The 22,564-nt window shown below is 73.2% G+C and carries 21 protein-coding genes and 2 pseudogenes; 5 read left to right on the top strand and 18 right to left on the bottom strand.

Features of this window, described 5'->3' with window-relative positions:
* Positions 1–11: 11 nt before the first annotated feature.
* The 7 genes from hppD to ABZ406_RS23390 form a co-directional block, all read right to left on the bottom strand.
* Entirely contained in the window at positions 12–1,103 is a 1,092-nt protein-coding gene (hppD, locus tag ABZ406_RS23420) for a 4-hydroxyphenylpyruvate dioxygenase (protein WP_357765346.1), read from the bottom strand.
* A 74-nt stretch (positions 1,104–1,177) separates the two neighbouring features.
* Positions 1,178–2,416, bottom strand: coding sequence for a beta-ketoacyl-[acyl-carrier-protein] synthase family protein (locus ABZ406_RS23415; RefSeq protein WP_357765343.1), 1,239 nt, complete (start codon positions 2,414–2,416; stop codon positions 1,178–1,180).
* Positions 2,413–4,029 carry a class I adenylate-forming enzyme family protein gene (locus ABZ406_RS23410; protein ID WP_357765340.1) on the bottom strand — a complete coding sequence of 539 codons (1,617 nt, stop codon included), beginning with the start codon at positions 4,027–4,029 and terminating at the stop codon, positions 2,413–2,415. Before ABZ406_RS23410 ends, ABZ406_RS23415 begins: the two co-directional genes overlap by 4 nt.
* A complete protein-coding gene (locus tag ABZ406_RS23405) occupies positions 4,026–4,472 on the bottom strand; it encodes a beta-ketoacyl synthase chain length factor (protein WP_357765337.1) in 447 nt (148 codons plus the stop codon). The genes ABZ406_RS23410 and ABZ406_RS23405 overlap by 4 nt, the downstream gene beginning before the upstream one ends.
* A gap of 128 nt (positions 4,473–4,600) precedes the next feature.
* Entirely contained in the window at positions 4,601–5,710 is a 1,110-nt protein-coding gene (locus ABZ406_RS23400) for a beta-ketoacyl synthase N-terminal-like domain-containing protein (protein ID WP_357765334.1), read from the bottom strand.
* Positions 5,703–5,948 (bottom strand): acyl carrier protein, encoded by a 246-nt coding sequence (locus ABZ406_RS23395; RefSeq protein ID WP_357765331.1) that lies wholly within the window; start codon positions 5,946–5,948, stop codon positions 5,703–5,705. Before ABZ406_RS23395 ends, ABZ406_RS23400 begins: the two co-directional genes overlap by 8 nt.
* On the bottom strand, positions 5,948–6,214 hold the full coding sequence (locus ABZ406_RS23390; RefSeq protein WP_357765327.1) for an acyl carrier protein: 267 nt from the start codon (positions 6,212–6,214) through the stop codon (positions 5,948–5,950). Before ABZ406_RS23390 ends, ABZ406_RS23395 begins: the two co-directional genes overlap by 1 nt.
* Before the next feature lie 15 nt (positions 6,215–6,229).
* Between ABZ406_RS23390 and ABZ406_RS23385 the strand changes: the two genes are divergently transcribed.
* Positions 6,230–6,916, top strand: coding sequence for a 4'-phosphopantetheinyl transferase superfamily protein (locus ABZ406_RS23385; RefSeq protein WP_357765324.1), 687 nt, complete (start codon positions 6,230–6,232; stop codon positions 6,914–6,916).
* Here ABZ406_RS23385 and ABZ406_RS23380 read toward each other — a convergent pair.
* The 11 genes from ABZ406_RS23380 to ABZ406_RS23330 all read right to left on the bottom strand — a co-directional run bounded on the left by ABZ406_RS23380 (position 6,844) and on the right by ABZ406_RS23330 (position 17,890).
* Positions 6,844–8,232 carry a class I adenylate-forming enzyme family protein gene (locus tag ABZ406_RS23380; RefSeq protein ID WP_357765321.1) on the bottom strand — a complete coding sequence of 463 codons (1,389 nt, stop codon included), beginning with the start codon at positions 8,230–8,232 and terminating at the stop codon, positions 6,844–6,846. The two genes, ABZ406_RS23385 and ABZ406_RS23380, sit on opposite strands and share 73 nt — an antisense overlap.
* 364 nt (positions 8,233–8,596) lie before the next feature.
* On the bottom strand, positions 8,597–9,424 hold the full coding sequence (locus tag ABZ406_RS23375) for a M55 family metallopeptidase (RefSeq protein WP_357765318.1): 828 nt from the start codon (positions 9,422–9,424) through the stop codon (positions 8,597–8,599).
* Positions 9,425–9,581: 157 nt separating this feature from the next.
* Positions 9,582–9,899 (bottom strand): antibiotic biosynthesis monooxygenase family protein, encoded by a 318-nt coding sequence (locus ABZ406_RS23370; RefSeq protein WP_357765315.1) that lies wholly within the window; start codon positions 9,897–9,899, stop codon positions 9,582–9,584.
* Entirely contained in the window at positions 9,899–11,152 is a 1,254-nt protein-coding gene (locus ABZ406_RS23365) for a beta-ketoacyl synthase N-terminal-like domain-containing protein (RefSeq protein WP_357765312.1), read from the bottom strand. Before ABZ406_RS23365 ends, ABZ406_RS23370 begins: the two co-directional genes overlap by 1 nt.
* 257 nt (positions 11,153–11,409) lie before the next feature.
* On the bottom strand, positions 11,410–12,684 hold the full coding sequence (locus ABZ406_RS23360; protein ID WP_357765308.1) for a beta-ketoacyl-[acyl-carrier-protein] synthase family protein: 1,275 nt from the start codon (positions 12,682–12,684) through the stop codon (positions 11,410–11,412).
* On the bottom strand, positions 12,681–13,085 hold the full coding sequence (locus ABZ406_RS23355) for a cupin domain-containing protein (protein WP_112587250.1): 405 nt from the start codon (positions 13,083–13,085) through the stop codon (positions 12,681–12,683). Before ABZ406_RS23355 ends, ABZ406_RS23360 begins: the two co-directional genes overlap by 4 nt.
* Positions 13,078–13,833, bottom strand: a complete 756-nt coding sequence (locus tag ABZ406_RS23350) for an SRPBCC family protein (protein ID WP_357765304.1) — start codon at positions 13,831–13,833, stop codon at positions 13,078–13,080. Before ABZ406_RS23350 ends, ABZ406_RS23355 begins: the two co-directional genes overlap by 8 nt.
* Positions 13,830–15,260: an acetyl-CoA carboxylase biotin carboxylase subunit gene (locus tag ABZ406_RS23345; protein WP_357765301.1), complete on the bottom strand. Its 1,431-nt coding sequence runs from the start codon at positions 15,258–15,260 to the stop codon at positions 13,830–13,832. The genes ABZ406_RS23350 and ABZ406_RS23345 overlap by 4 nt, the downstream gene beginning before the upstream one ends.
* 19 nt (positions 15,261–15,279) lie before the next feature.
* Complete coding sequence (accB, locus tag ABZ406_RS23340) at positions 15,280–15,798, bottom strand: acetyl-CoA carboxylase biotin carboxyl carrier protein (RefSeq protein ID WP_357765298.1); 519 nt, start codon at positions 15,796–15,798, stop codon at positions 15,280–15,282.
* Positions 15,795–17,555 (bottom strand): acetyl-CoA carboxylase carboxyltransferase subunit alpha, encoded by a 1,761-nt coding sequence (locus ABZ406_RS23335; protein ID WP_357765295.1) that lies wholly within the window; start codon positions 17,553–17,555, stop codon positions 15,795–15,797. The genes accB and ABZ406_RS23335 overlap by 4 nt, the downstream gene beginning before the upstream one ends.
* On the bottom strand, positions 17,552–17,890 hold the full coding sequence (locus ABZ406_RS23330; protein WP_357765292.1) for a TcmI family type II polyketide cyclase: 339 nt from the start codon (positions 17,888–17,890) through the stop codon (positions 17,552–17,554). The genes ABZ406_RS23335 and ABZ406_RS23330 overlap by 4 nt, the downstream gene beginning before the upstream one ends.
* A 424-nt stretch (positions 17,891–18,314) precedes the next feature.
* Here ABZ406_RS23330 and ABZ406_RS23325 point away from each other — a divergent pair, with 424 nt between their 5' ends.
* The 4 genes and pseudogenes from ABZ406_RS23325 to ABZ406_RS23310 form a co-directional block, all read left to right on the top strand.
* Positions 18,315–19,112, top strand: coding sequence for a BTAD domain-containing putative transcriptional regulator (locus ABZ406_RS23325; protein WP_357765289.1), 798 nt, complete (start codon positions 18,315–18,317; stop codon positions 19,110–19,112).
* 130 nt (positions 19,113–19,242) lie between these two features.
* Positions 19,243–19,557: pseudogene (locus tag ABZ406_RS23320) on the top strand (TcmI family type II polyketide cyclase); the annotation flags it as partial.
* Positions 19,558–19,666: 109 nt separating this feature from the next.
* Positions 19,667–21,016 (top strand): NAD(P)/FAD-dependent oxidoreductase, encoded by a 1,350-nt coding sequence (locus ABZ406_RS23315; protein WP_357765286.1) that lies wholly within the window; start codon positions 19,667–19,669, stop codon positions 21,014–21,016.
* A gap of 1,189 nt (positions 21,017–22,205) precedes the next feature.
* A pseudogene (locus ABZ406_RS23310) lies at positions 22,206–22,463 on the top strand (hypothetical protein); the annotation flags it as partial.
* Between the last annotated feature and the right edge of the window lie 101 nt (positions 22,464–22,564).

The following is a 22,564-nucleotide window of genomic DNA, read 5'->3' as shown; positions in this document are numbered from 1 at the left end:
CGGCTCACTCCTCACGCCCCCACCCCCTGCGGCGTGGCCGCCACGGCGGCCAACTCCCGTTCCTTGGCCTCGTAGAGCGCCTTGATGTTGCCGCTGCCGAAGCCCCGCGCGCCGCGCCGCTCGATCAGCTCCAGGAAGAGCGTGCGGCGCACGTGCATCGACTCGGCGAAGATCTGCAACAGCTGACCGTCGTGGTCGGAGTCGACAAGCACCCCCAGCTCACGCAGCCGGTCCAGTGGGGCCTCCACCCGACCGACCCGCGCCTCCAGGGCGTCGTAGTAGCTGGCCGGGGTGCCGGCGAAGCGCACCCCGCGCCGGCACAGCGCCTCCACCGCGCCGACGATGTCGTCGGTACGCAGCCCCAGGTGCTGCACTCCCCCACCGGCGTGCTGGTCGAGGAACGCGTCGATCTGCCCCGGCCGCCGGGTCTGGTCCGGTTCGAGCAGGACCACAGTGACCCGCCCGGACGGGCTCTGCACCACCTTGGAGTTCATCGCCTGGCCGTCGACCTCGATGTGTTCCTCGAAGATCTGCGCGAAGTCGAACAGCGCCTCGAAGTGCCGGACCGTCTCGTCGAGTTGGCCGGGCGGCACGCAGACCGCCAGGTGGTCGATCTCGGCGAGCACCGGCGGGTGGTCGTCCGCCGTGGAGGGCGCCGCCGTGATGGCGCCGGGCAGGAACTCGCTCCCACCGCCCCGGCGTTGTACCAGCCGGTGTCGCACGTCGGCGAAGCCGTCCACCTCGGCGATCACCACCTCGGCGTCCGCGCCGGTGCGGGTGGTCGGCGCCGTCACGCCGGTCGCACCCCGCTCCAGCAGCTCGGCGTACGCGGCCGGCACGTCGTCGACCTCGACCGCGACGACAGCGATGCCGTCACCGTGGCGCTGCACGTACCGCGCGGCCGGATGCTCGGCGCTCAACCCGGAGGTGAGCAGCAACCGGATGTCGCCGTGGCAGAGCAGCAGCGAGCGCTGCCCCGGCAGCCCGGTCTCCGGGCCACCCTGGCCACAGATGTCGAAGCCGACGGCGGTGCTGAAGTAGAAGGCCGCCTGCCGCGCGTCCCCCACGTAGAGTTCGATGTGGTCGATACCACGGATGTCCATGTCCCCTCAAAACCCTTCCCACCCGATTCCCCCTGTTGCCGTCCGGGCCCGCCCCGCCCGGGATGCCGCGCCGATCACCCCCTCGGCTCGGCGACACGGGCCAGCAGCAGGCTCACGTTCTGGCCGCCGAACCCGAACGAGTTGGTGACCGCGTACTCCAGGTCGGCCTTGCGGGGGGTGCCACGGATGTGGTCCGCCGGGCAGGCCGGGTCCGGATCGTCGAGGTGGTACGTCGGCGGCAGCAGCCCCCGACCGAGCGCCATCGCGGTGGCCGCCGCCTCCAACACCCCGGAGGCGCCGAGCAGGTGACCGGTGAGCGCCTTGGTGGAGCTGACCGGCACGCCACCGACGCCGAAGACGTCGGCCAGGGCGGTGGTCTCGGCGATGTCACCGAGCTTCGTACCGGTGCCGTGCGCGTTGACGTAGCCGACCGCCGCCGCCGGGACACCGGCGCTGCGCAACGCCAGTCGGATGCACGCCGCCGCGCCGGCCCCGTCCGGGCGGGGGGCGGTCGGGTGGTACGCGTCGGTCGTCGCGCCGTGTCCGGCCACCTCGGCGTACCCGGCCACGCCGCGCGCCGCCGCGTGCTCGGCGCGTTCGAGCACCAGCAGCGCGGCGCCCTCGGACAGGACGAACCCGCTGCGGGACGTGTCGAACGGCCGACTCGCCCGGCCCGGGTCGGTGCCGGCGCGCGCCAACGCCCGCGCGTTGCCGAAGGTGTCGGCGAAGGTCGGGAAGAGCGGCGCCTCGCTGGCTCCGCACAGCACCACGTCGACCTCTCCGGTTGCGATGAGCCGGACCCCGTCGGCGATCGCCTGGGCGCCAGAGGCGCAGGCGGTGCCGACCGACGAGCTGTAGCCGCGGATGTGGTGCGCGATGGCGATGCGCGCCGCCGGCATGTTCGGCAGGATCCCGGTGAGCAGGTACGGGCTGACCGCCGCCCGACCACGGGCCGCCCGGGCGAGCACCTGCGACTCCAGGGTGGCCATTCCCCCGACCCCACCGACGATCACGCCGATCCGGTCGCTGTCGACGTCGCGGCCCACCTCGATGCCGGCGTCGGCGAGGGCGTCGGCGGCGGCGAGCAGGGCGAGGACGACGATCCGGTCCAGCACCCTGGTCTCCGGCCCGGACGCGACGGTCCGCGGGTCGATGTCGGGCAACAGGCCGGCGACGTCGAGCGATTCCCTGGCCGGATGTCCCTCGGGCGGGCGGGTCAGCCCGGACCGGCCGGTGGTCAGCGCGTCGAAGGTCTCCTCGACGCCCCGCCCGACCGGGGTGAACAGACCCATCCCCGTGATCAACGCGGTCATGGACGGGCCTCGGTGAGGTAGCGCTCGCGCAGGACCACCTTGCGGACCTTGCCGGTCACGGTGACCGGGATGTCGGAGGAGCGCACCGGCACGACCCGGCGCAGGGTTGCCCCGACGTCCGGGCCGAGGGCGGCGCGGACCCGTTCGGTACGGTCCTCGGCCTCGTCGGCGCCGGCGGCCAGCTCCAGCAGCACGTCGGTGACGACCTCGCCGGCCTCGGCGACGATCACCACAGTGCAGTCGGTGACGTCCGGGCAGGCGGCGAGGATCCGCTCCTCGGACAGCGCCGTGTAGAGGCGCCGCCCGTCACCGGCGTCGACCGAGTCCACCGCCCGGTCCAGGTGGTAGTAGCGGCCGTCGGCGTCGACGCGGACCAGGTCGCCGGTGAGGTACCAGCCGCGCTGGCGGAAACGGTAGGTGGTGACAGAGTCGTTCCAGTAGCCCCGGAACAGCGACGGCGAGTCGATGCCCAGGAAACCCACCTCGCCGACCGGCACCGGCTCGCCGTCGGCGTCGAGCACGGCGACCCTGGCGAACTGGTACGGGCGCCCGATGCAGCGGCCGTACCTGTCGGTGTCGGCGCGGTGGGTGATGTGGAACATCGAGTGTCCCATCTCGCTGGAGCCCAGCCCGTCGATGAAGACCGAGCCGGGCACCCTCGCCACCCCGTCGCGGGTGACGGTGTCGTGCCAACCGACACCGACGAGGCGACGGATGTGCGGCTCGTGCGAGGCGTCGCCGGTGTTGAACCACAACCGCACCGAGTCCAGGTCGTACCCGGACAGGTCGAACCGGGCCAGCTCCGCCCAGGTGACCGAGAAACCGAACACCCCGTCGGGGCGCCAGCGTTGGATCGCGTCCAGCACCCGCTCGCCGCCCTGATCGGACAGCAGGAACATCTGCGCGCGGTTGCCGAGCGCCTGGTTGACCATCAGCACCGTTGCGGTGTGCGGGGCGGGCAGCGCGTTGAGGATCCGGGTGGTGCCCTGCGCCTGCGGCATGGTGAGCAGGTGCCGGGTGGCCGCGAAGAGACTGGCGTGCGAGTGCAGCACCGCCTTGGGCACCCCGGTCGTCCCGGAGGTGTGGGTGATGACGATCGGGTCGTCCGGGTGGTGCCGGTATTGCGCCGGGGCCGCGGCCGGGTCACCAGCGCCGGCCTGCGCGGGGGTGCCGAGCAGCGGTACGCCCAGGTCGTGCCCGGCCAGCAGCGCGGTGTGCGCGTCGTCGGCCAGCACACCGACGCCCCGCAGTCGGCGGATGTACTCGGCGGCGATCTCCGGGCGGAGTTTGCCGTTCATCAGCGCCGGGATCGCGCCGAGCCGGGCCAGCGCCAGGAAGCTGAGCACCATGTCGGCGGCGGCGGTGGCCCAGACGGCGACCGGGTCGCGGGGGCGTACCCCCTGCTCGTGCAGCCAGGCGGCGCGGGCGGCGACCCGCTCGTCGAGCAGTCCCAGCGTCAGTGGTGTCTCGGCGGGCTGCCCGTCGACGGCGGTGTCGAAGGTCAGGCCGGGCCCGTCCGGGTCGGCGCCGTGCGCCAGTACCCGGGCCAGGACGTTTCCCGCACCCAGCTCGGTGTCGGCGGCCAGTGCGCCGCGCAGTCCCCGTGTCCTCATGGTCGTGCTCCTCCCCCCAGCAGCACCGCGGTGGCCTCGGTCGGCCCGTCGGGTGCCTGTTCGATCAGGATCAGCAACACCTCGTCGGCGTCGCCGTCGTCGCGCAGCAGGTCGGCCTCGGCGACCCCGTCGGTGTACGGGTCGCCGGTCGGGCTGAGACAGACCACCGGGCCGCGCAGGTGCCAGCGGGCCGCGACGTGCCCGGCGACGCTGTTGGGCACGGACTGGAAGAAGAACAGCGGGCCGACCCGCCCGCCGGCCTCGACGGTCTCCCTCACGTGCCGGGCGCTGGCGAGATCGCCGCTGGCGCTGACCAGCACGATTCCCGTCCGCGTCCCGGCGGGCACCCCGTCCGCCCCGTATCCCCGGCGCAGACACCGCTCGGCGACGGCCACCACCACCGGCGCGAAGTCCGAGTGCACGAACCCGGGCACCGCCGCCACGGTGCTCCCGACGTCCTCAGCCTCGGGCCACCGGGCTCGTGCTCTCTCCCCCGGCGATCGTGCGGTCTCGGGTGGTCGGTCGGAGTCGTCGTTGTGAGACGTGCGCCATCGCGGTGAGCTCGGGGCGCTCATCCGACGCCGACCAGCAGAGCGGTGTTGGCGCCGCCGAAGGCCGCGTTGAGGGTCAGGGCGTGGGTGGCTTCCGTCCTTCGGGGACGGTTCGTCACCACATTCAGTGGGCAGGAGTCGTCGGCGCCCAGCCAGCCGGCGTTCACCGGCAACTCGCCCTGTCGCAGCGCGAGGGCGGTGACCACCAGTTCCAGCAGCCCGGACGCCTCCAGCGCGTGCCCGTGCACCGACTTCGTGGAGCTGACCGGGACCTCGGCGGCGTACCCCCCGAAGGCCCGGTGCAGTGCGGCCGCCTCGGCGGCGTCGCTCTGCGCGGTGCCTGTGGCGTTGGCGTTGACGTAGCCGACGGCCTGCGGTGGCAGCCCGGCCCGGCGCAGCGCGGCGTCGACCGCGCGGGCCAACCCGGTGCCGCCGGGCTCCGGCTGGCAGGGATGGAAGGCGTCGCCGGCCCGTCCCCACCCGGCCACCGTGGCCACCGGATGGACGCCGCGTCGCCGGTCGGTGCTCGACTCCAGCACCACGGCGGCCACGCCGTCGCCGAGCAGCAACCCCCGGCGACCGGCGCTGAACGGGCGGACCGCCCCGTCGACAGCGAGGGCGCGACCGGCGTCGAAGAGCGCGAACTGGTCCGACTCCACCAGGTAACCGGCAGCTACCACCACCCGCTCGACGTCACCACTGGTGATCCGGGCTGCCGCGTCGGCAACCGCCGTGCTCGCCGACACGCAGGCGCTGGTGTAGACCCGGGTGTGACCGGACAGTCCACACCGGGCGGCGAGCTGCCCGGCGAGCACGGTCGGGGTCGGGCCCGCGGCGAGGGCTGGACCGCCGTGCACCGCGAGCAGCAGCGCACACCCCGCACGCCGCGCACTGTCCAGACCGGCCGCCCGGCAGGCCGCGTCGATCGCGGCGGCCAGCTCGTCGGGGAGCGAGCCGACCTCGGGCAGGGTGGCCGCCACGGTGACCCGGCGGGCGGCGGTGTCGAACCGGTCGACCGGCCCGAACGCCGGCGCCCCGGCCAGCGCACCGGCGAGCTGCGCATCAGCGCCCCGCCCCAGGGCACTTACCGCGTACACGCCGGTGAGCTGGGCGACGCGCGCCCTAACCATCCGCGGAGGCGGTGAGCGACGCCCGGAACACCACCAGGGCGTCATCGACGGTGCGGATACCGGCCAGTTGGTCGTCGGTGAGGTCGAGCCGGCGGTCGTAACGCTGCTCGACGAGGTGCACCAGCCAGGCAAGCTCCATCGAGCCGATCCGGTCGGACGCCTCGGCAGCCGGTTTCGCGCTGAGTTCGGCGAGCATGGTCATCAGGTCAGCTCGCCCCAGATCGGGCTGACCGCTCATCAGGATCTGTCGCTCGTCGCCTGGGTGACGCGATTGGCGACCATTGTGGTGAACTCGCCGACCGTCATGAGGGCCATCTGCTCCGACTCGTCGTCGGCGAACGTCAGGCCGTAACGGTCCTCGACCCGGACGGACAGGTCAGCCAGGGCGAGGGACTCCAGGTCGACGCCGGACGGGCCGAGCGTGGTGTCGTCGTCGAGCCCCTCGACGTCGTAGTTCATGTCGGCGAGCTGCTCGACGACGAAGGCGCGGACCTCGGCTCTCATGGATACCCTCTCTGCGTGGATCAGCTGACGGTGTCCGGTCGGGACACCGCCTACATCTGGGTCGGCCGGGACGTCGGCGGTCAGCCGGATCCGGCCGTTGTGCTGGTGCGGCTGGCGGGTGCCCTGCTGCTCGGTCGCGTGGACACCGAACTGGTGCTGACGCACGACCGGGAAGGACGGCCGGTCGTGCGGGTCGACGAGGCGACCAGGCCGGTCGAGCTGGCGGTGAGTATCAGCCGCACCGCCGGGCTGGTGGCGGTCGCCGCGCGTCGGGCCGGCGCGGTCGGGGTGGACGTGGAGCTGGTCCGTCCGCTGCCGGCGCTCGAACTCGCCGAGCGCTGGTTCCCGCCCGCCGAGGTGGCCTGGTTGGGCGATCGGCCCGAGGCCCGCCGGACTGTCGACTTCCTGCGGTTGTGGACGGCCAAGGAGGCGGTCGGCAAGGCGCTCGGGCGGGGGTTGCGCGACGGTGGGCTGCGCCGGCTGATGCCGACGCCGGGGCTGCCGGTGCGGCCGGTGCCCGGCGCCGAGCCCCTGTGGGTCGGTCACCCGCAGATCGGTGAGGGCCTCGTCCTGGCGGTCGCCGTGCACGCGAGCGGGCCTGTCGACGTCGAGGTGGTGCAGCGGCCCGGTCACCGGGTCACCGCCGAGCGCAGCGCGTCGGTCGAGCGGACCAGCTTGCCGGTGGTGGTACGGGGCAACTGATCGAGCAGGTGCAGCACCCGGGGTCGTTTGTAGCCGGCCAGCCGCTCGGCGAGGAGCTTGTCGACCGTCTCCTCCGACAGCGGGCCGTCGGGCTGGACGTACGCGGTGATGCCGTCGTCCCAGACCACCACGGCGGCGGCCACCCCGGTCAGCTCGGCGACGGTGGCCTCCACCTCGGTCAGGTCGACCTTCATCCCGCCGACGGACACCTGCGAGTCGAGCCGACCGCGTACCGTGACCAGGCCGGTGTCCTCGTCGACGGTGCCGGCGTCGCGGGTGTGCAGCCAGCCGTCGGACCACCGGGTCGGGTCGCTCAGCCCGACGTACGGCGACGCCGGGCAGGACACCCACAGCTCACCTCCGGACTCCCGGACCTCGATCCCGGGAGCGGGGGCGATCGACTGTCGGTGTGCCCCGTGCAGGTCGGTGCCGATCACCCCGACCTCGGTCATCCCGTACATGTTGCCCAGCGGCACCCCGTACCGGTCGGTGAACGCCCGGGCGACGGCAGCGGGCACCAACTCGCCCCCGGTGGTCATCCGCCGTAGCTGCGGCAGCGGCCCGGCCGGGCGGGTGGAGGCCATCAGGCCGATGTGGAACGGCACACCGAGGACGGTGGCGGGCGTGGTGTCGGCGCTGATCGCGGCCAGCACGGCGTCGCCGCTGAGCCGCTCCGGCGGAACCAGTTCCACGCCCGCGTGCAGCCCGTAGAGCAGGCCGCCGACCAGGCCGAGCACGTGCACCATCGAGGGCAGCAGGATGATCCGCTCGCCGGGCATTGCCACCCCGTCGATCCGGGTGTACCGGTGCACCTCGGCGACCAGGTCGGCGGCGGTACGGCCGATCACCTTCGACGGGCCGGTGGAGCCGGAGCTGAGCTGGATCACGGCGTGGCCGCTGACCGCCGGCCGGTCGGCGTACCCTGTGACGCCCTCGGTGACGTCGACGAAGATCTTCAGCGCGCCGCCGCCGGTACGCACCGGAGCGACAACCACCTGCGGGGTCAGCCGACGCAGCGCGCGCTCCACCTCGTGGTCGGTGAGCCGGTGGTCGAGCAGGATCGCCTGTCCACTGGCGCGCCAGGTGGCCAGCAGGTTCACGACGTACGCCAGCGACGGCGGCAACCGCAGCGCCGCGGCGCCACCGGGGCGCAGTCCGGCGGCGGTCAACCGCGCCTGCGCGGTGGTGACCAGCCGGTGCAGTGTGGCCCGGTCGACGGGGTCGGGCAGACGGAGACAAACGTCGGTCGGGTGGCCCGCAAAGAGGACGTCGTCCACCCAGCCGGGGTCTGTCGCCGTAGGATCTTCTGCCGTCACTGCCGTTCACCGCCCAGCATGAAAGAGGGCGAATCCGCCCATCAGGTACGCTTGTCGGGGTGCTGCGGGGAACCATACGACTCCCACCGGACCATTGCTAGATGCGAATGGATGGATCAAAAGCAGCGGCCAGCCGGATTGCCGACAGCCCGTTCGGCGGGCAGGATCAGGCGGGTGATTCGGCAGAGCGTCACCGAGCCATGACGCCACGCACAACCGTCGCCCGACCCCAGCCGGACGGCCGATGGCGTCGCGCTCAGCGGGTGAGCCCGACCAGCGCGGCCCGTCACGGCACCTGCCCGGGCGAGCCCGGCAGAGGTGACCGTGCGGCCGCGGTCTCAGCCCAGGATGGGGACGCCGCCGGTCAGGCCGGTTTGATGCTGGCGAGTTGGACGAGCAGCTGGACCAGCCGGTACGCCTCGGCGACGTCAGCGGCGCGGAAGGCGACCGTCCGGCCGCCACCGGCGCGGGTCACACCCGGCACCAGGACCGCGAGGTCGACCATGTACGGCCCGTACAGGTCGACCTCGACGTCCAGCGGCCCCGCCACCTTCATCGGCGGGATCGAGGCGCGCCGGGCGACCGCGTCGGCGGCAGCGAGCCGTAGCCGCTCCCGTGCCTCCTGCGGATGCAGGGCCACTGCGGCGGCCTGGCCCAGGGTCTGCTTCACGGCGACGGTGACGGCCGAGGGCACCAGGTCGCTGAACTCGGCGCAGGCGGTGTCGTCCCCACTGAGCAGCACGGCCGGCGCGTCGAGGTGCCCGGCCATGGCGACGTTGAGGCCGATCTCGCCCAGCGACCGTCCGGCCACCCGGACGTCGAGGATGGCGTCACTCATCGTGTGCGCCAGCACGGCGGGCCCGGCACCGGCCCGGGCGTGGTAACCGACCAGCAGCACCGCATCCGTGTCCTCGTCCAGCCCTGCCAGCATGCCCAGCGGGCGGGGCTTGCCCCGCACCAGGCGAGCACGCCGGTCGAGGTCCTCCGGCAGGATGTTTCGAAACGTCCCGTGGGCGTCGGCGACCCACACCACCGCGTCGGGCTCGGCATCGCGCACCCCGGCGATCACCGCGTTCGCCTCGGCGGTCATCAACGCCCGGCCCCGCTCATAGTCGTACCGATCCGGGTTCGTCTCGGTGGGATGCACGACCCCCGAGATGCCTTCCAGGTCCACCGAGATCAGCACCTTCATGGTTCTGGGACCCTACGCGCTCCCGCCGCACTGTCGACCGGGCCGGTAGCCGCCCCACCGCGCCGATCTTGCACTTTCGGTCGCCGAGACGCGCGACTTGCACCCCTTTGTCGCGACAGTAAGTGCAAGATCGCCGGGAGAGAGCGGGCGTTAGGCCTCAGGGCAGGGGTGGGGTCTGGGCGTGGATGTGGAAGCGCAGCGAACGGGCGTCGGTGAAGCACTCCCGCATCGGGCGGACGAGGTCGCGGTGCTCCGGCGTGCGTTCCCAGTCCTCGAAGTCGGCCAGACTCGCCCACTCACTGGTGATCAACCACTGCTCCGGGTCGGTCGACGAGCGGCACACCTGGTCGACCAGGTGCCCCGGCACACCACCGGCGACCAGGTGCCGCACCTGTTCGTACGCGGCCAGGAACTGCTCGGTGCGCGGCACCGGCACCCGCACCAGGAAGACCACCCGGGCCCGTTTGTCGCTCATCACGCCTCTTCCCTCATCGGCGCGGCCCCGCGAAGGACCAGCGCGCTGTTGAACCCGTCGAAGCCTCGTGCGCAGACCAGCGCGAGCCGGCTGCGCGGCCGGCGGTGCTCCCGCAGGAAGTCCAGCTCGCAACCCTCGGCCACCTGGTCCGGCCCTGCGGACGCGGGCAGCGTGTCGTGGGCGAAGGCGAGCAGCGCGGTGGCCACGTCCAACGCCGAACCGCCCTGGTACGCCCGACCGGTGAGCGGTTTCTGGGTGGTCACCGGGGGCGGCCGGTCGGCGAACACGGCCCGCAGCGCCTCGGCCTCACTGCGGTCGTACCGGGGCACCCCGAGCGCGTCGGGCAGCACCACGTCGATTCCGGCCGCGGCGACGCCCGCCCGATCCAGGGCCAGGCGCATCGCCCGCGCGTACTGGGCCGGGTCACCGGTGCTGTCCGCCGTGGTGTGCGCGGCGTCGTGGGTGGAACCCCACCCGCTCACCTCGCCGTAGACCCGGGCGCCCCGGGACAGGGCATGCCCCAGCTCCTCCACCACGAACACCGCGCCCCCCTCGGCCGGCAGGTAACCGCTGGCCGTGGCGTCGAACGGCCGGTACGCCCGCTCCGGGTCCGCGACGTCGCTGAGCAGCCCCGAGCGCAGTTGGCAGGCCAGCGCGTACGGGCTCAACGGGCACTCGGTGGCCCCGGCGATCACCACCGGGGTGCCCCGGCGCACCGCCCGGGCGGCGTGCGCCAGGCTGTCCAGCCCGCCGGCCGACTCCGCGACGAGCACCCCGCTCGGGCCCTTGAACTGGTGGTGGATGGAGAGCTGCCCGACGCTCGCCGCGTAGAACCAGGCGATCGACTGGTACGCCCCGACAGTGCGCGACGAGCCGCCCCACAGCCGTTGCAGCTCCCGCTGACCGAACAGGTTGCCGCCGGACGAACTGGCCAGGGTCACCGCGTAGCCGTACGGGTCGGGGGCCCGGTCGGGCAGGCCGGCGTCGGCCAACGCCAACCGGGTGGCGGCGAAGCCGAGGTGCGTCCACCTGTCGGTCTGCACCAGTTGTCGACTGTCCGCGTACGAGTCGGCGGTGAAGCCGGGCACCTCACCACCGAAGCGGGTCGGATAACCGGACGGGTCGAACAGGGTGATCGGCCCGGTCCGGCGGGTGCCGGCGAGGACCGTACGCCAGTGCGCGTCCGCGCCGATGCCGCTCGGTGCGACCACCCCGATGCCGGTCACCACGGCACGGGCGACCTCGGCGCTCACGCCAGCACTCCGCTTCGCTCCGCGCCGGCGCGAGACGCCACGCTGCTGTGCCCGATGGCTCGCTCACTCCGCTCGCTCACGTCAGCACTCCGCTTCGCTCCGCGCCGGCGCGAGACGCCACGCTGCTGTGCCCGATGGCTCGCTCACTCCGCTCGCTCACGCCAGCACTCCGCTTCGCTCCGCGCCGGCCCGAGACGCCACGCTGCTGTGCCCGATGGCTCGCTCACTCCGCTCGCTCACGCCAGCACTCCGCTCGCTCACGTCGCCACCGCGCCGAGGAGCCGCCGGAAGACCATCGCCGACTGGAAGCCGCCGAACCCGCTGCCCACCGAGAGGGCGACGTCCACCGGGACCTCCCGCGCCTCGTTGGGTACGTAGTCCAGGTCGCACTCCGGGTCCCGGGTACTCCAGTTCGCCGTCGGCGGCACCACGCCGAACTCGATGGCGAGGGCGCACGCGGCCATCTCGATCGACCCGATCGCGCCGAGCGAGTGCCCGACCATCGACTTGATCGAGCTGATCGGTATCCGGTACGCCGCCTCGCCCAACGCCCGCTTGAACGCCGCGGTCTCGTGCCGGTCGTTCTGCCGGGTGCCCGAGCCGTGCGCGCTGATGTAGGAGACCTGTTCGGGCAGGATGCGGCCCTGCCGGAGCGCGTCGGTGACGGCGAGGCCCATCTCCAGCCCGTCCGGCCGCAGCCCGGTCATGTGGAAGCCGTTGCTGCGGCTGGCATAGCCGGCCACCTCGCAGTAGATGTGGGCTCCCCGCCGCCGGGCGTGCCCCGCCTCCTCCAGCACCAGCACCGCCCCACCCTCGGCCAGCACGAACCCGTGCCGGTCGGCGTCGAACGGGCGGGAGGCGTGCGCCGGGTCGTCATTGTCCGGGCTGGTCGCCTTGATCGCGTCGAAGGAGGCGACGGTGACCGGTGAGATCGGTGAGTCGGCCGCACCGGCGAGCATCACGTCCGCCTCACCGTCCACGATCAACTGGTGGGCGTACCCGATGGCGTCGATGCCCGAGGTGCAGCCGGTGGAGACCACCTGCGCCGGGCCGTGCAGCCCGTGCCGGCACGCCACGTCCGCCGCGAGGCTGCTGGGAATCAACGCCTGATAGAGGTACGGGCCACCGCGCGCCCCGTCCACCAGCCAACGCCGGCCGTGCTCGCTGACGGTGACGTACTCCTGCTCCAACGCCATAGTGCCGCCGACCGCGGTGCCCAGCACCACCCCGGCCCGGTCCCGCTCCGCGTCGGTGAGGACCAGTTGGGCATCGGCCACGGCCTCGGCGGAGCAGGCGAGCGCGAACTGCACGTACCTGTCGGCCCGCCGCACCTCGGCGTCGCTGAGCCCCGCCGCGACCGGGTTGAAGTCGCACTCCGCCGCGATCTGCGACCGGAACGCCGACGGGTCGAAGAAGCTGATCCGCCGGGTGGCGGTCCGCCCCTCGGTGATGGTCTTCCAGAAGCGGTCCCGGCTGGCGCCGCCCGGGGCGACCACCCCAATGCCGGTCACCACCGTGCGGCGCCCGGTCATGAGCCGCCTCGCTGTTCGACGAGTTCGGTGTCGACGTGACCCAGTTCGGGCCGGGGGGCGAGCGGGCCCAGGTGGAAGACCACCTCGGCCGGCTCGACGCCGGTGTTGCGCAGCCGGTGCCGCACGTTCACCGGCACGAACAGCCCCTCGCCGGCGGCCAGCAACGTCGGCTGGTCGTCCAGGTCGACGGTGATGGCGCCGCGCACCAGGTACAGGAACTCCTCGCTGTACGGGTGGTAGTGCTCGGCGATCCGCTCCCCCGGTTCGAGGGTTGCCACCCCGAGGAAGCCCGAGGTGCTGCCGACGGTGCGGGGGCCGAGCAGCACCCGCAGTTCGCCGCCGCGACGGCGGTCGGCGGGTACGTCCCGGGCGGCGATCGGGCGGGTGCTCAGGTCACTCATCGTCGGCCTCCGTGCGGGCGTCGCTCGTGGTGAGGGTCCCCTGGTCGGCGCGCTGGAAGGCGATCCGCTCCAACCGGTCCTTGATGACCGCGAGTTGGATCACGCTGTTGGTGTTGATCCGCTCGGTCATCCCGGCGTTGTCGACGGGCGCGGTCTGCTTCATCGCGAAGTCCTGCGTCCAGGTCATCCGGGTGCCGCCTGCCTCCTCGGTGTAGCGCCAGTGGATGCGCATGTACTCGAACGGTCCGGTCTCCACCCGGTGCGCCCGCACCTGCCTGCTCACCGGGTCGGCGGTGCGTTCGCTGACCCAGCTCCAGGACACCCCGTTCTCGTCGGGGTACATGGTGAGTCGGAACCGCACCGTGTGTCCCTCGCGGTGCAGGATCTCCACCACTGCGTACTCGGTGAACAGTTCGGTCCAGTTCGCCACGTCGTTGGTGATCTCCCAGACCAGCCCCAGCGGCGCGTCGATGACCACGCTGTTCTCGGTGTGCCCGGGCGGGTCGGCGCGGCGGGCGACCAGGTCGGCCACCGCCGGGATGCTCAACTGCCCGGCCTGCTCGGGGATGCTCACCTGCCAGCGGTCGGCGACGACCGCCGACAGTTCCAGCAGGGCGAGTGAGTCCATGCCGAGTTCCTCGAGCGACGCGGCGGGCGCCCGGGCCGCGGCGTCGGCGTCCAGCCCGCAGTGCGCCACCAGGATGTCGGTGATCTCGGCGGTCATCGGGCGACCATGGGTGACGGTCATCGGGTCCTCCTGTGGGTTGCGTCGGGATCTGCGGCGGGCGCGGTGCGCGGTGCGGGGGTGGCCGCCGGCCCCCGCGCGGGCGCGGTGAGCAGACGGTCGACCAGGCCGGTGGTGTAGCGGCCCTTGCGGAAGGCGGCGTCGTCGAGCACCCGCCGCACGAACGGGATGGTGGTGTGCATGCCCGGACCGGCGATGTCGAACTCGTCCAGGGCCCGTTCCAGCCGGTTGAGGGCCAACTCCCGGTCGGGCGCCCAGACGATCACCTTGGCGAGCAGCGAGTCGTACCAGGGGCCGACCAGGTAACCGGCACTGGCGTGGGTGTCGACCCTGGTGAACGGGCCGCCGGGTGGGGTGAACCGCTCCAACCGGCCGGGGGTGGGGGCGAAGCCGCGCTCGGGGTCCTCGGTGTTGACCCGGCACTCCATGGCGACGCCGTGCAGGCGGATCTCCTCCTGCCGCCAGCGCAGCGGCACCCCGGCGGCGATGTGCAGCTGCTCGTGCACCAGGTCGATTCCGGTGACCATCTCGGTGACCGGGTGCTCCACCTGGATCCGGCAGTTGATCTCCAGGAAGTGGAACTTGTCCTCGGCGTCGACAAGGAACTCCAGCGTGCCGGCACCGACGAAGCCGACCTGGAGGGCACCCCGCAACGCGGTCTCGGCGATGGTGTCGAGGACCGCGGCGGGCAGCGCCGGGGCGGGCGCCTCCTCGACCAGCTTCTGGTGCCGGCGCTGCACCGAGCAGTCCCGGGTGCCCAGGTGCACCCCGTTGCCGTGGGTGTCGCAGAGCACCTGCACCTCGACGTGCCGCGCCTCGGTGAGGTACCGCTCGACGTACACCCGGTCGTCACCGAAGGCGGCCTGCGCGGCGGCCCGGGTACGCGCGTACGCCCGGCGCAGCTCGCCTGGGGTGCGCACCACAGTCATCCCCCGGCCCCCGCCACCGGCGGCGGCCTTGACGATCACCGGGTAACCGACGCTCTCGGCCACCTCGGCCGCGGCGGCGGCGGTCGGCACCGGCGCGACGCTGCCCGGCGACAGCGGCAGGCCGGCGCGGCTCATCAACGCCCGGGCGGAGGACTTGTCGGCGAGCGCGGCCATCACCGCCGGCGGCGGGCCGATGAAGACCAAGCCGTTGTCGGCGCAGATCTCGGCGAAGTCGGCGTCCTCGGAGAGGAAGCCGTAGCCGGGGTGGACGGCCTGCGCGCCCACCTGCCGGGCCGCCTCCACGATGGCGGCGGCGTTGAGGTAGCTGCGCCGACTGGACGCCGGCCCGATCCGGATGGCCTGGTCGGCGCGGCGCACCACCGCCGAGTCGGCGTCGGCGGCCGAGTAGACCACCGCCGTCCGGACGCCGAGCTCCTTGCAGGCGCGCAGCACCCGCAACGCGATCTCACCCCGGTTGGCGATCAGCACGGTCTCGAACATGGTCAACCACCCCGCGCCGTCACGCCGGGTCGAGTTCGACGAGCGGCTGGTCGTATTCGACCGGCTGGCCGTCCTCGACGAGGATCGCGGCCACCCGACCGGCCCGGTCGGCGGTGACCTCGTTCATCAACTTCATCGCCTCGACGATGGCGACCGGCTGACCCGGGCGGACCAGGTCGCCCACCGCGACGAACGGCCCGGCGCCGGGCTCCGGCGCCCGGTAGAAGGTGCCGACGATCGGTGCCCGCACGGTGGCCCGCCCGGGAACCGACGGCCGGAGCACCGCGGGCGGGGCGCTTGCTGCCGGAGTCGCCTGGGCCGGTACGGCAGGTCGATCCGGTCGGGCCGCCTCGTCGGGATGCCACTCGACCTCCAGCACCGCCGGCCCACTGCGCAGCCGGATCCGGCGCACCGGCCCGGCCAGCTCGGCGATCAGGTGCTGCGCCTGCCGGCGCAGGCCGGCCAGCGCCTCCTCGCCGTCCAGCCCGACCTCGTCGGACGCGTCGACTGTCGACACCGTCCCGTCTCCGGCGGTCATCGCCGACCCACCCCGGCGCCGGCGCGGTTCGCGCCACCGAACCGGCGGAAGCGTTGCCGGCGCAGGCGGACCAGCATGGCGGGTGGCACGTCCAGCAGCGGAAGAAGGTTGGCCAGCAGGGCGGCGCGCAGCCGGTGGGCGGTCTCCGCCGGATCGTCGTGCGCGGCGCTCGACGGTTCCGACACGATCTCGTCGACCACACCGAGCCGGCACAGGTCGGGCGCTGTCAGTCGCAACGCGCGAGCGGCCTGCGGCGCCGCGGACCGGTCCGGCCAGAGGATCGCCGCACACCCCTCCGGGCTGATCACCGAGTAGACGGCGTTCTCCAGCATCAGCACCCGGTCGGCCACCGCGAGCGCCAACGCGCCGCCGCTGCCGCCCTCACCGGTGATCACCGTCAGCACGGGGGTGGGCAGCACGGTGAGGGTGAGGATGTTCTCGGCGATGGCGGCGGCCTGACCCTGTTCCTCGGCGCTGACCCCGGGGTCGGCGCCGGGGGTGTCCACCAGGGTGACCACGGGCAGGCCGAGGCGGGCCGCGAGGCGCATCAGCCGCAGCGCCTTGCGGTGCCCGGCCGGGCTGGCCATGCCGAAGTTGCGGGCGACCAGCTCGGCGGTGGTGTGCCCCTTCTGGTGGCCGATGACCATCACGTGCCGGCCGGCCAGCCGCGCCAACCCACCCACGATGGCCGGGCAGTCCGCGCCGAGCCGGTCACCGTGCAGCTCCACGAACCCGTCGAAGACGGAGTCCAGGTAGTCGAGTGTGGTGGGTCGCCCGGGGTGCCGCGCCATCCGGACGGTGTCCCACGCGTCGCGTACCGCACTGGTGTCACCGGGGGTGGGGGTGCCGCCGGCTCCCTCGACCGCCGGCCGCGTCACCGCCGCGCCGTCGTCGGCGAGACGCTCGTGGCGGGCGGCCGGCTCCTGCCGGGGTACGGGCGGAGGCGTCGGACGGCCGGCGCGGGTCGCGGCGAGCAGCGCCACCAGTCGTCCGCGCAGCGACCGGCGCTGCACCACCATGTCGACCTGCCCGTGTCGGAGCAGGAAGTCGGCGGTCTGGAAGCCCTCCGGCAGGGCCCGCCCGGTGATCTGGCGGATCACCCGGGGGCCGGCGAAGCCCATCCGCGCACCGCTCTCGGCGAGGACCAGGTCGGTGTTGGTGGCGAACGAGGCGGCCACCCCGCCGTAGGTCGGGTCGGTGAGGACGCTCACGCTGAGCAGCCCGGCCTCGCGCAGCGCGGCGATGGCCTGGCTGACAGTGGCCATCTGCATCAGGGACAGCGCGCCCTCCTGCATCCGCGCCCCGCCGGAGGCGGTGACCAGGACGAGCGGGGTGCGGTCGTCCAGCGCCCGCTCGGCGGCCCGGGTGATCAGCTCGCCCACCGCACAGCCCAGGCTGCCGCCGAGAAAGCGGAAGTCCATCACCGCCAGGGTCACCGGGTGCCCGCCGATGGTGGCGGTGGCGCAGACGACCCCCTCGGCCAGGCCGGTGCCGGCCCGCGCGCCGGTGAGCCGGTGCGGGTACGGCAGCACGTCGACGAAGTCGAGCGGGTCCGCCTCCGGCAGCCGGTCGGGCAGCAGGCGCAGCGAGCCCGGGTCGACCAGTTGGCGCAGGCGTTCCGGCGCGCCGAGTCGGGCGTGTTCTCCGCACTCGGGGCAGACGTCGAGGTTACGGCGCAGCCGTTTGCGGTAGAGCAGGCTGGCGCAGCCCGCGCAGCGGAACCAGAGCTGCTCTTCACGCGGCGCGGTGGCCGTCACGACCGCCGCCCGTTGTCCGGGGCGTCGAACCGGTAGAAGCACCGCGCCATGGCGTCGCGCGGCGAACGCCAGGTCGACAGGTACGGCGAGACGTACGGGCGCAGGCGCTCACTGACCCGGATGAACTCGGGGTGGTCACGAGCGGCCTCCACCGCGCCCTCCGCCGGCTGTGCGGTCTCGAGCAGGTGCACGTAGAGGTCGTGCAGTCGGTACAGCGAGCGGTGGTGGACGCCGACCAGGCGCGGCAGCTCCGTCGCGTCCGACTCGGCGAAGATCTCGGCGACCCGCTCCTCGGCGGTCGGATCCACCTTCGCGATGATCAGCGATCGGTCCATACTGGGCCTCCCCCCACGGCGTCCGGCCGGCGACGGGTGGCCCCCGGACGCGCTGGACGACTGCGGACACGATGCGCCGATCCTCGTCACGGCGGCGTCACCGTGACGGGCCGACCAGCAACGCCTGACGGTGACGCTGCGTTGACGCAACCTGTGTATCAGCTATGTGCCCGACGTGCGGGAAGCACTAATGTTTATGCAGTTCAGAACCGATCTCGGGTTGACCGGCGCAGATAGAAGGTCCACGCTGACGTTGACGCAACGTGACCGTTATTGATAATCTTCAGCCTGGTCAGCCCGGCGCCTCGGCGGGCGGGGTCCCGTCCGGCGACGCCGCGATCGGCGGGGTCGACAGTGGCGTCGCGGGTAACCGATCCGGGACACAGCAGACAGTCGGGACGAGCGTTCCGCAGGGGGTGCCGCCGTGGCCGCTGATCCGTCCGTGCCGACCGCCGGAGACCCGCCCGAGAAGGGCGTCTCACTGCACCTGCTCGGCGGCTTTCGACTCCTCCGCGAGGCGGTGCCCGTCGTGGTGCCGCGCGGGCTGCAACGGGTGATCGCGCTGATCGGGCTCCGCCCCGGCGCCACCCGCAGCCAGCTCGCCGGGCTGCTCTGGCCGGACGCGTCGGAGGAACGGGCGCTGTCCTCCCTGCGTACCGCCCTGTGGCGGCTCCGACAGGACCCGTGCTGCCCGATGACAGTGGCCAGCGACACCGTCCGCCTCGGCCCGGCGGTCCGGCTCGACGTGGACGACCTGGTCGGCACCGCGGCCCGGGTCCGCGACGGCGACGACCCCCGCACCGCTGCCGGTGCGCTCGCCGCCGGGCGGCACGACCTTCTCCCCGGCTGGTACGACGACTGGGTGCTGCTGGACCGGGAGCGCCTGCGCCAACTGCGCCTGCACATGTTGGAGCGGGTGGCCGGGCACCACCTGGCCGCGGGGCGGCACGGCGAGGCCCTCGAAGCGGCGCTGGAGGCGATGGCCGCCGAGCCGTTACGGGAGACACCACACCGGCTGGTGGTCCGCATCCACCTGGCCGAGGGCAACGCCTTCGAGGCGGTGCACGCCTTCTACGTCTACCGGGACCTCCTGCGCCGGGAACTACGGCTGGAGCCGAGCCCCGCCATGAGCGCCCTGCTCGACGACACCCTCGCCCCGATCCGGCAGGCCACCCGCGAGGCCGTCACCGACCGACCGTCACCGGCCGTCCGGCGTCCCTGACGGCACCACCCGTCACCGACCGGTCGGCGTACGTGACGGTGATGTGACAGGCACTGCGGCACGGTGGGCGCACAGAGCACGTGGCGCCGACTCCCGAGGGGTCGGGAAGGCCACCGGCGGAAGGGGTCCCATGAGTCGTCTACTGATCGTCAGCCGGATCATCCCAGGAGCGGAGGGGCGGGTCGCGCAGATCTTCGCCGAATCCGACGCCACCGAACTCCCCGGCCTGACCGGCGTCACGCACCGATCCCTGTACTGCCTGCACGACCTGTGCGTACACGTGCTGGAGACCTCGGACGACGTCGACCCGGACGCTCTGGCGGCAGCCCGCAACCACCCGCTCTTCAAGCAGGTGAACGAACGGCTCTCCGCGCACACGTCGCCGTACCTGCCGACCTGGCGCTCGCCCCGGGACGCGATCGCCGGCTGTTTCTACCGGTGGGACGTCACCAGCACGCCCACCGCCGACACCACCGCTCCCCCGGCCGGTGTCGAGACGCCCGCCCCGCGCCCGGCCAGCACCGAGGCACCCGCCGCACACCCGGCCGGCTGACATGTCCGCCGCGCCGCCGCACGTCCTGATCATCGGCGCGGGCACGGGCGGGCTGTGCCTGGCGCACGGCCTGCGTCGCGCCGGGATCAGCGTCGCCGTCTACGAACGACACCGCGACCGCGCCGAAGGGCTGCTCGGCTACCGGGTCGGCATCGGGCCCACCGGTAGCCGGGCACTGCGGGAGTGCCTGCCGCCGGAGCTCTTCGCCACCTTCCTGGCCACGTGCGCCCGTCCGCCGCACTACTTCAACGTCGTCACCCAGGGGCTCCGCCAGACCGCGTCGTTCCCGCTGCGGCCGAGCGCCGACCCGGTGCGTACCGAACACTCGGTGGCCCGGATGGTGCTGCGCCAGGTTCTGCTGACCGGCCTGGAGGACGTGGTGCAGTTCGACAAGACCTTCACCCGGTACGAGCAACGCGACGACGGCACGGTCACCGCGCACTTCGCCGACGGCACCACCGCCACCGGTGACCTGCTGGTGGCGGCCGACGGCACCCACTCCGCCGTACGCCGTCAGTACCTGCCGCACGCCGTCGTCAGCGACGCCGGGACGATCAACATCGCCACCCGCATCCCGCTGACCCCGCACACCCGCGGTCTGATCCCCGAGCGGGTCCAGCAGGGCATCTCGCTGATCTTCGGAGTCGGCGGGATGATGGGCGTGCTGCACGTCATGGAGTTCAAGTGGGACGCCGGACGCGGGATCAAGCCCGACGTCAGCGAACCCGACGCCGCGCTGCTCCGAGACTGGCCGGGCCTGGCCCACGACACCACCACCGACAACATCAACCTGATCATCTGGAGTGCGGCCAACCGCTTCCCGACCGACATCATGGAACGCCGCGGCGAGGACCTGGTGCGGGTCGCCCTGGACCTCACAGCGAACTGGCACCCGCACCTACGGGAACTGCTCGCCCGCGCGGACCCGGCCAGCGCCCTACCGATCAGAGTGTCCACCTCCGAGCCCGTGCCGCCCTGGAAGAGCAGCACCGTCACGATGCTCGGCGACGCCATCCACACCATGACCCCTGGTCGCGGCGTGGGCGCGAACACCGCGCTGCGCGACGCCCGCCTGCTCTGTGCGCAGCTCAGCCGTTTCACCGCCGGCGACAAGACACTGCTTCAGGCGGTCGCCGACTACGAGGCGGTGATGGCGCCGTACGGCTTCGCCCGGGTGGCCGAATCGTTGAACCGCAGCGGCACCAGCGGCGACGATCGGATGTACCGGCCGGTGGTGGGTCGGCTCGCGCTGCTCGGCGCGCGCGGCTACTTCGGAGTGACCAGCCGGGTGCCACCGCTGCGACGCCGGTTCGTCGACGAGTTCCACACCTACGAGGGTGACCGGGACTGAGCCCGCATCGCCCGACCCGGGCTCGGCGTCCCTCGCCGGGCCCGGGTCTCGTCGCGTCCGAGATCTGCCGGGCCTGGTCCGATCCGGACGCGTTTCGCGGTGACGGACGACGCCGTGTCACCCGACGGGCACCGGCTGAGGTGGCCGGCCTCCCCGCACCACTGACGACCGATCCTGCCTGTCGCCGGCAATACGCGTGTGCGAAGCTGCGGCGAGTTTTTCTCGTGACTTTTGCAACGAGCTGAGAGGGAGGTTCGCCGTGGCGTGGTCTTTCGGACACTCGCTGATAGTGGTGCTGGCAGTGTTGCTGGGCCTGGCCGCCGGGTGGCTGCTGCGCGGCCGGCGGGGCGTACAGGGTAGTTCGATTGTGGATGGTGACCCCGTCGCCGGCCTGGCCGTGATCTCCACGCCCACGCCGGCTGCCACCACCGATGAGGCTAAGCCGGTGGCCGCCGTCGACCCGGCACCCACCGCTGTCGCCGACGAGCCGGTGCCGGTCGACACGGTCAGCGAGCCGGCCGCGGTGACCGCACCGGACGGTCCGACGCCGGTGCCCGTGCCGGCGGACGCCCCGAGCACCGTCGACCCGGCGGACATGGCGCTGACCGAGGACCCGCCGCCGGTACCGGACGCCGAGCCGTCCGACACCGGTGAGCTGCGGCAGGAGCCGGCCCTCGAGCCCGCCACCGTCGACCAGCAGCCCGCCCCGGCGGCCGTTGTCGCCCCCCGCCAGCCGGCGGACGACATCGCGCCCGCCGACACGGCACCGCTGGACACGACGCCGGCCGCGACCACGCCGATCGACGATGCGCCGGTCGACACGACAGCGGTCGACGCGACGCCCGTCGACGCCACGCCCGACGACAACACGCCCGTCGACACCACGTCGGGCGTCGCGACGTCCGTCGACGACGCGCCGGTCGCTGCCACTCCCGCCGACAGCACTCCCGCCGAAGCGTCGCCGGCCGGCGACGCGCCGGCGTCCGGCGACGCGGAGAGCACGGCCACGACGGTCGACCCGGCAGCGACGCCGGAGACCGCCGAGCCGGCCCAGGCCGAGTCCGCAGTCGACGCCACGGAGGCCGAGCAGGTGGCGGCGGTGGCGACGCCGCCGGTCCGTCCGGTGGACACCGCAACCTCTCCGGTCCGGTCGAACGCCGACACGACGATCAGTGACGCCGACGCCGACGCCGACCCGACGGGCCCGGCCGACGACTTCCGCCGGATCCAGGGAGTCGGGCCAAAGATGGCGGCGGCCCTGCAGGACGCTGGTGTGCGCACGTACCGGCAGCTCGGCGAGTTGGACGAGCAGGCGCTGCGGGACCTGATCCGGGCCGCCGGCCTGCGGGCCGCACCGGGGCTGGCCAGTTGGCCGCAGCAGGCGCGGGTGCTCGCCGGTGCCGGCGACGAGATGGCCGCGGTGCTGCCGACCGGCAACCCGGCCTGAGCGCACGTTCCGAGCCCTCGGCGCGCCGTCGTGACGACCCGCGCCCGCGCGGAGGCCCGAACAGCAGACGGGGCCCCGACGCGCGGACCACCGACCCGGCA

Source organism: Micromonospora sp. NPDC005710 (assembly GCF_040630995.1).
GTDB lineage: Bacteria > Actinomycetota > Actinomycetes > Mycobacteriales > Micromonosporaceae > Micromonospora.
This window is presented reverse-complemented; position numbering and strand designations above follow the sequence as displayed.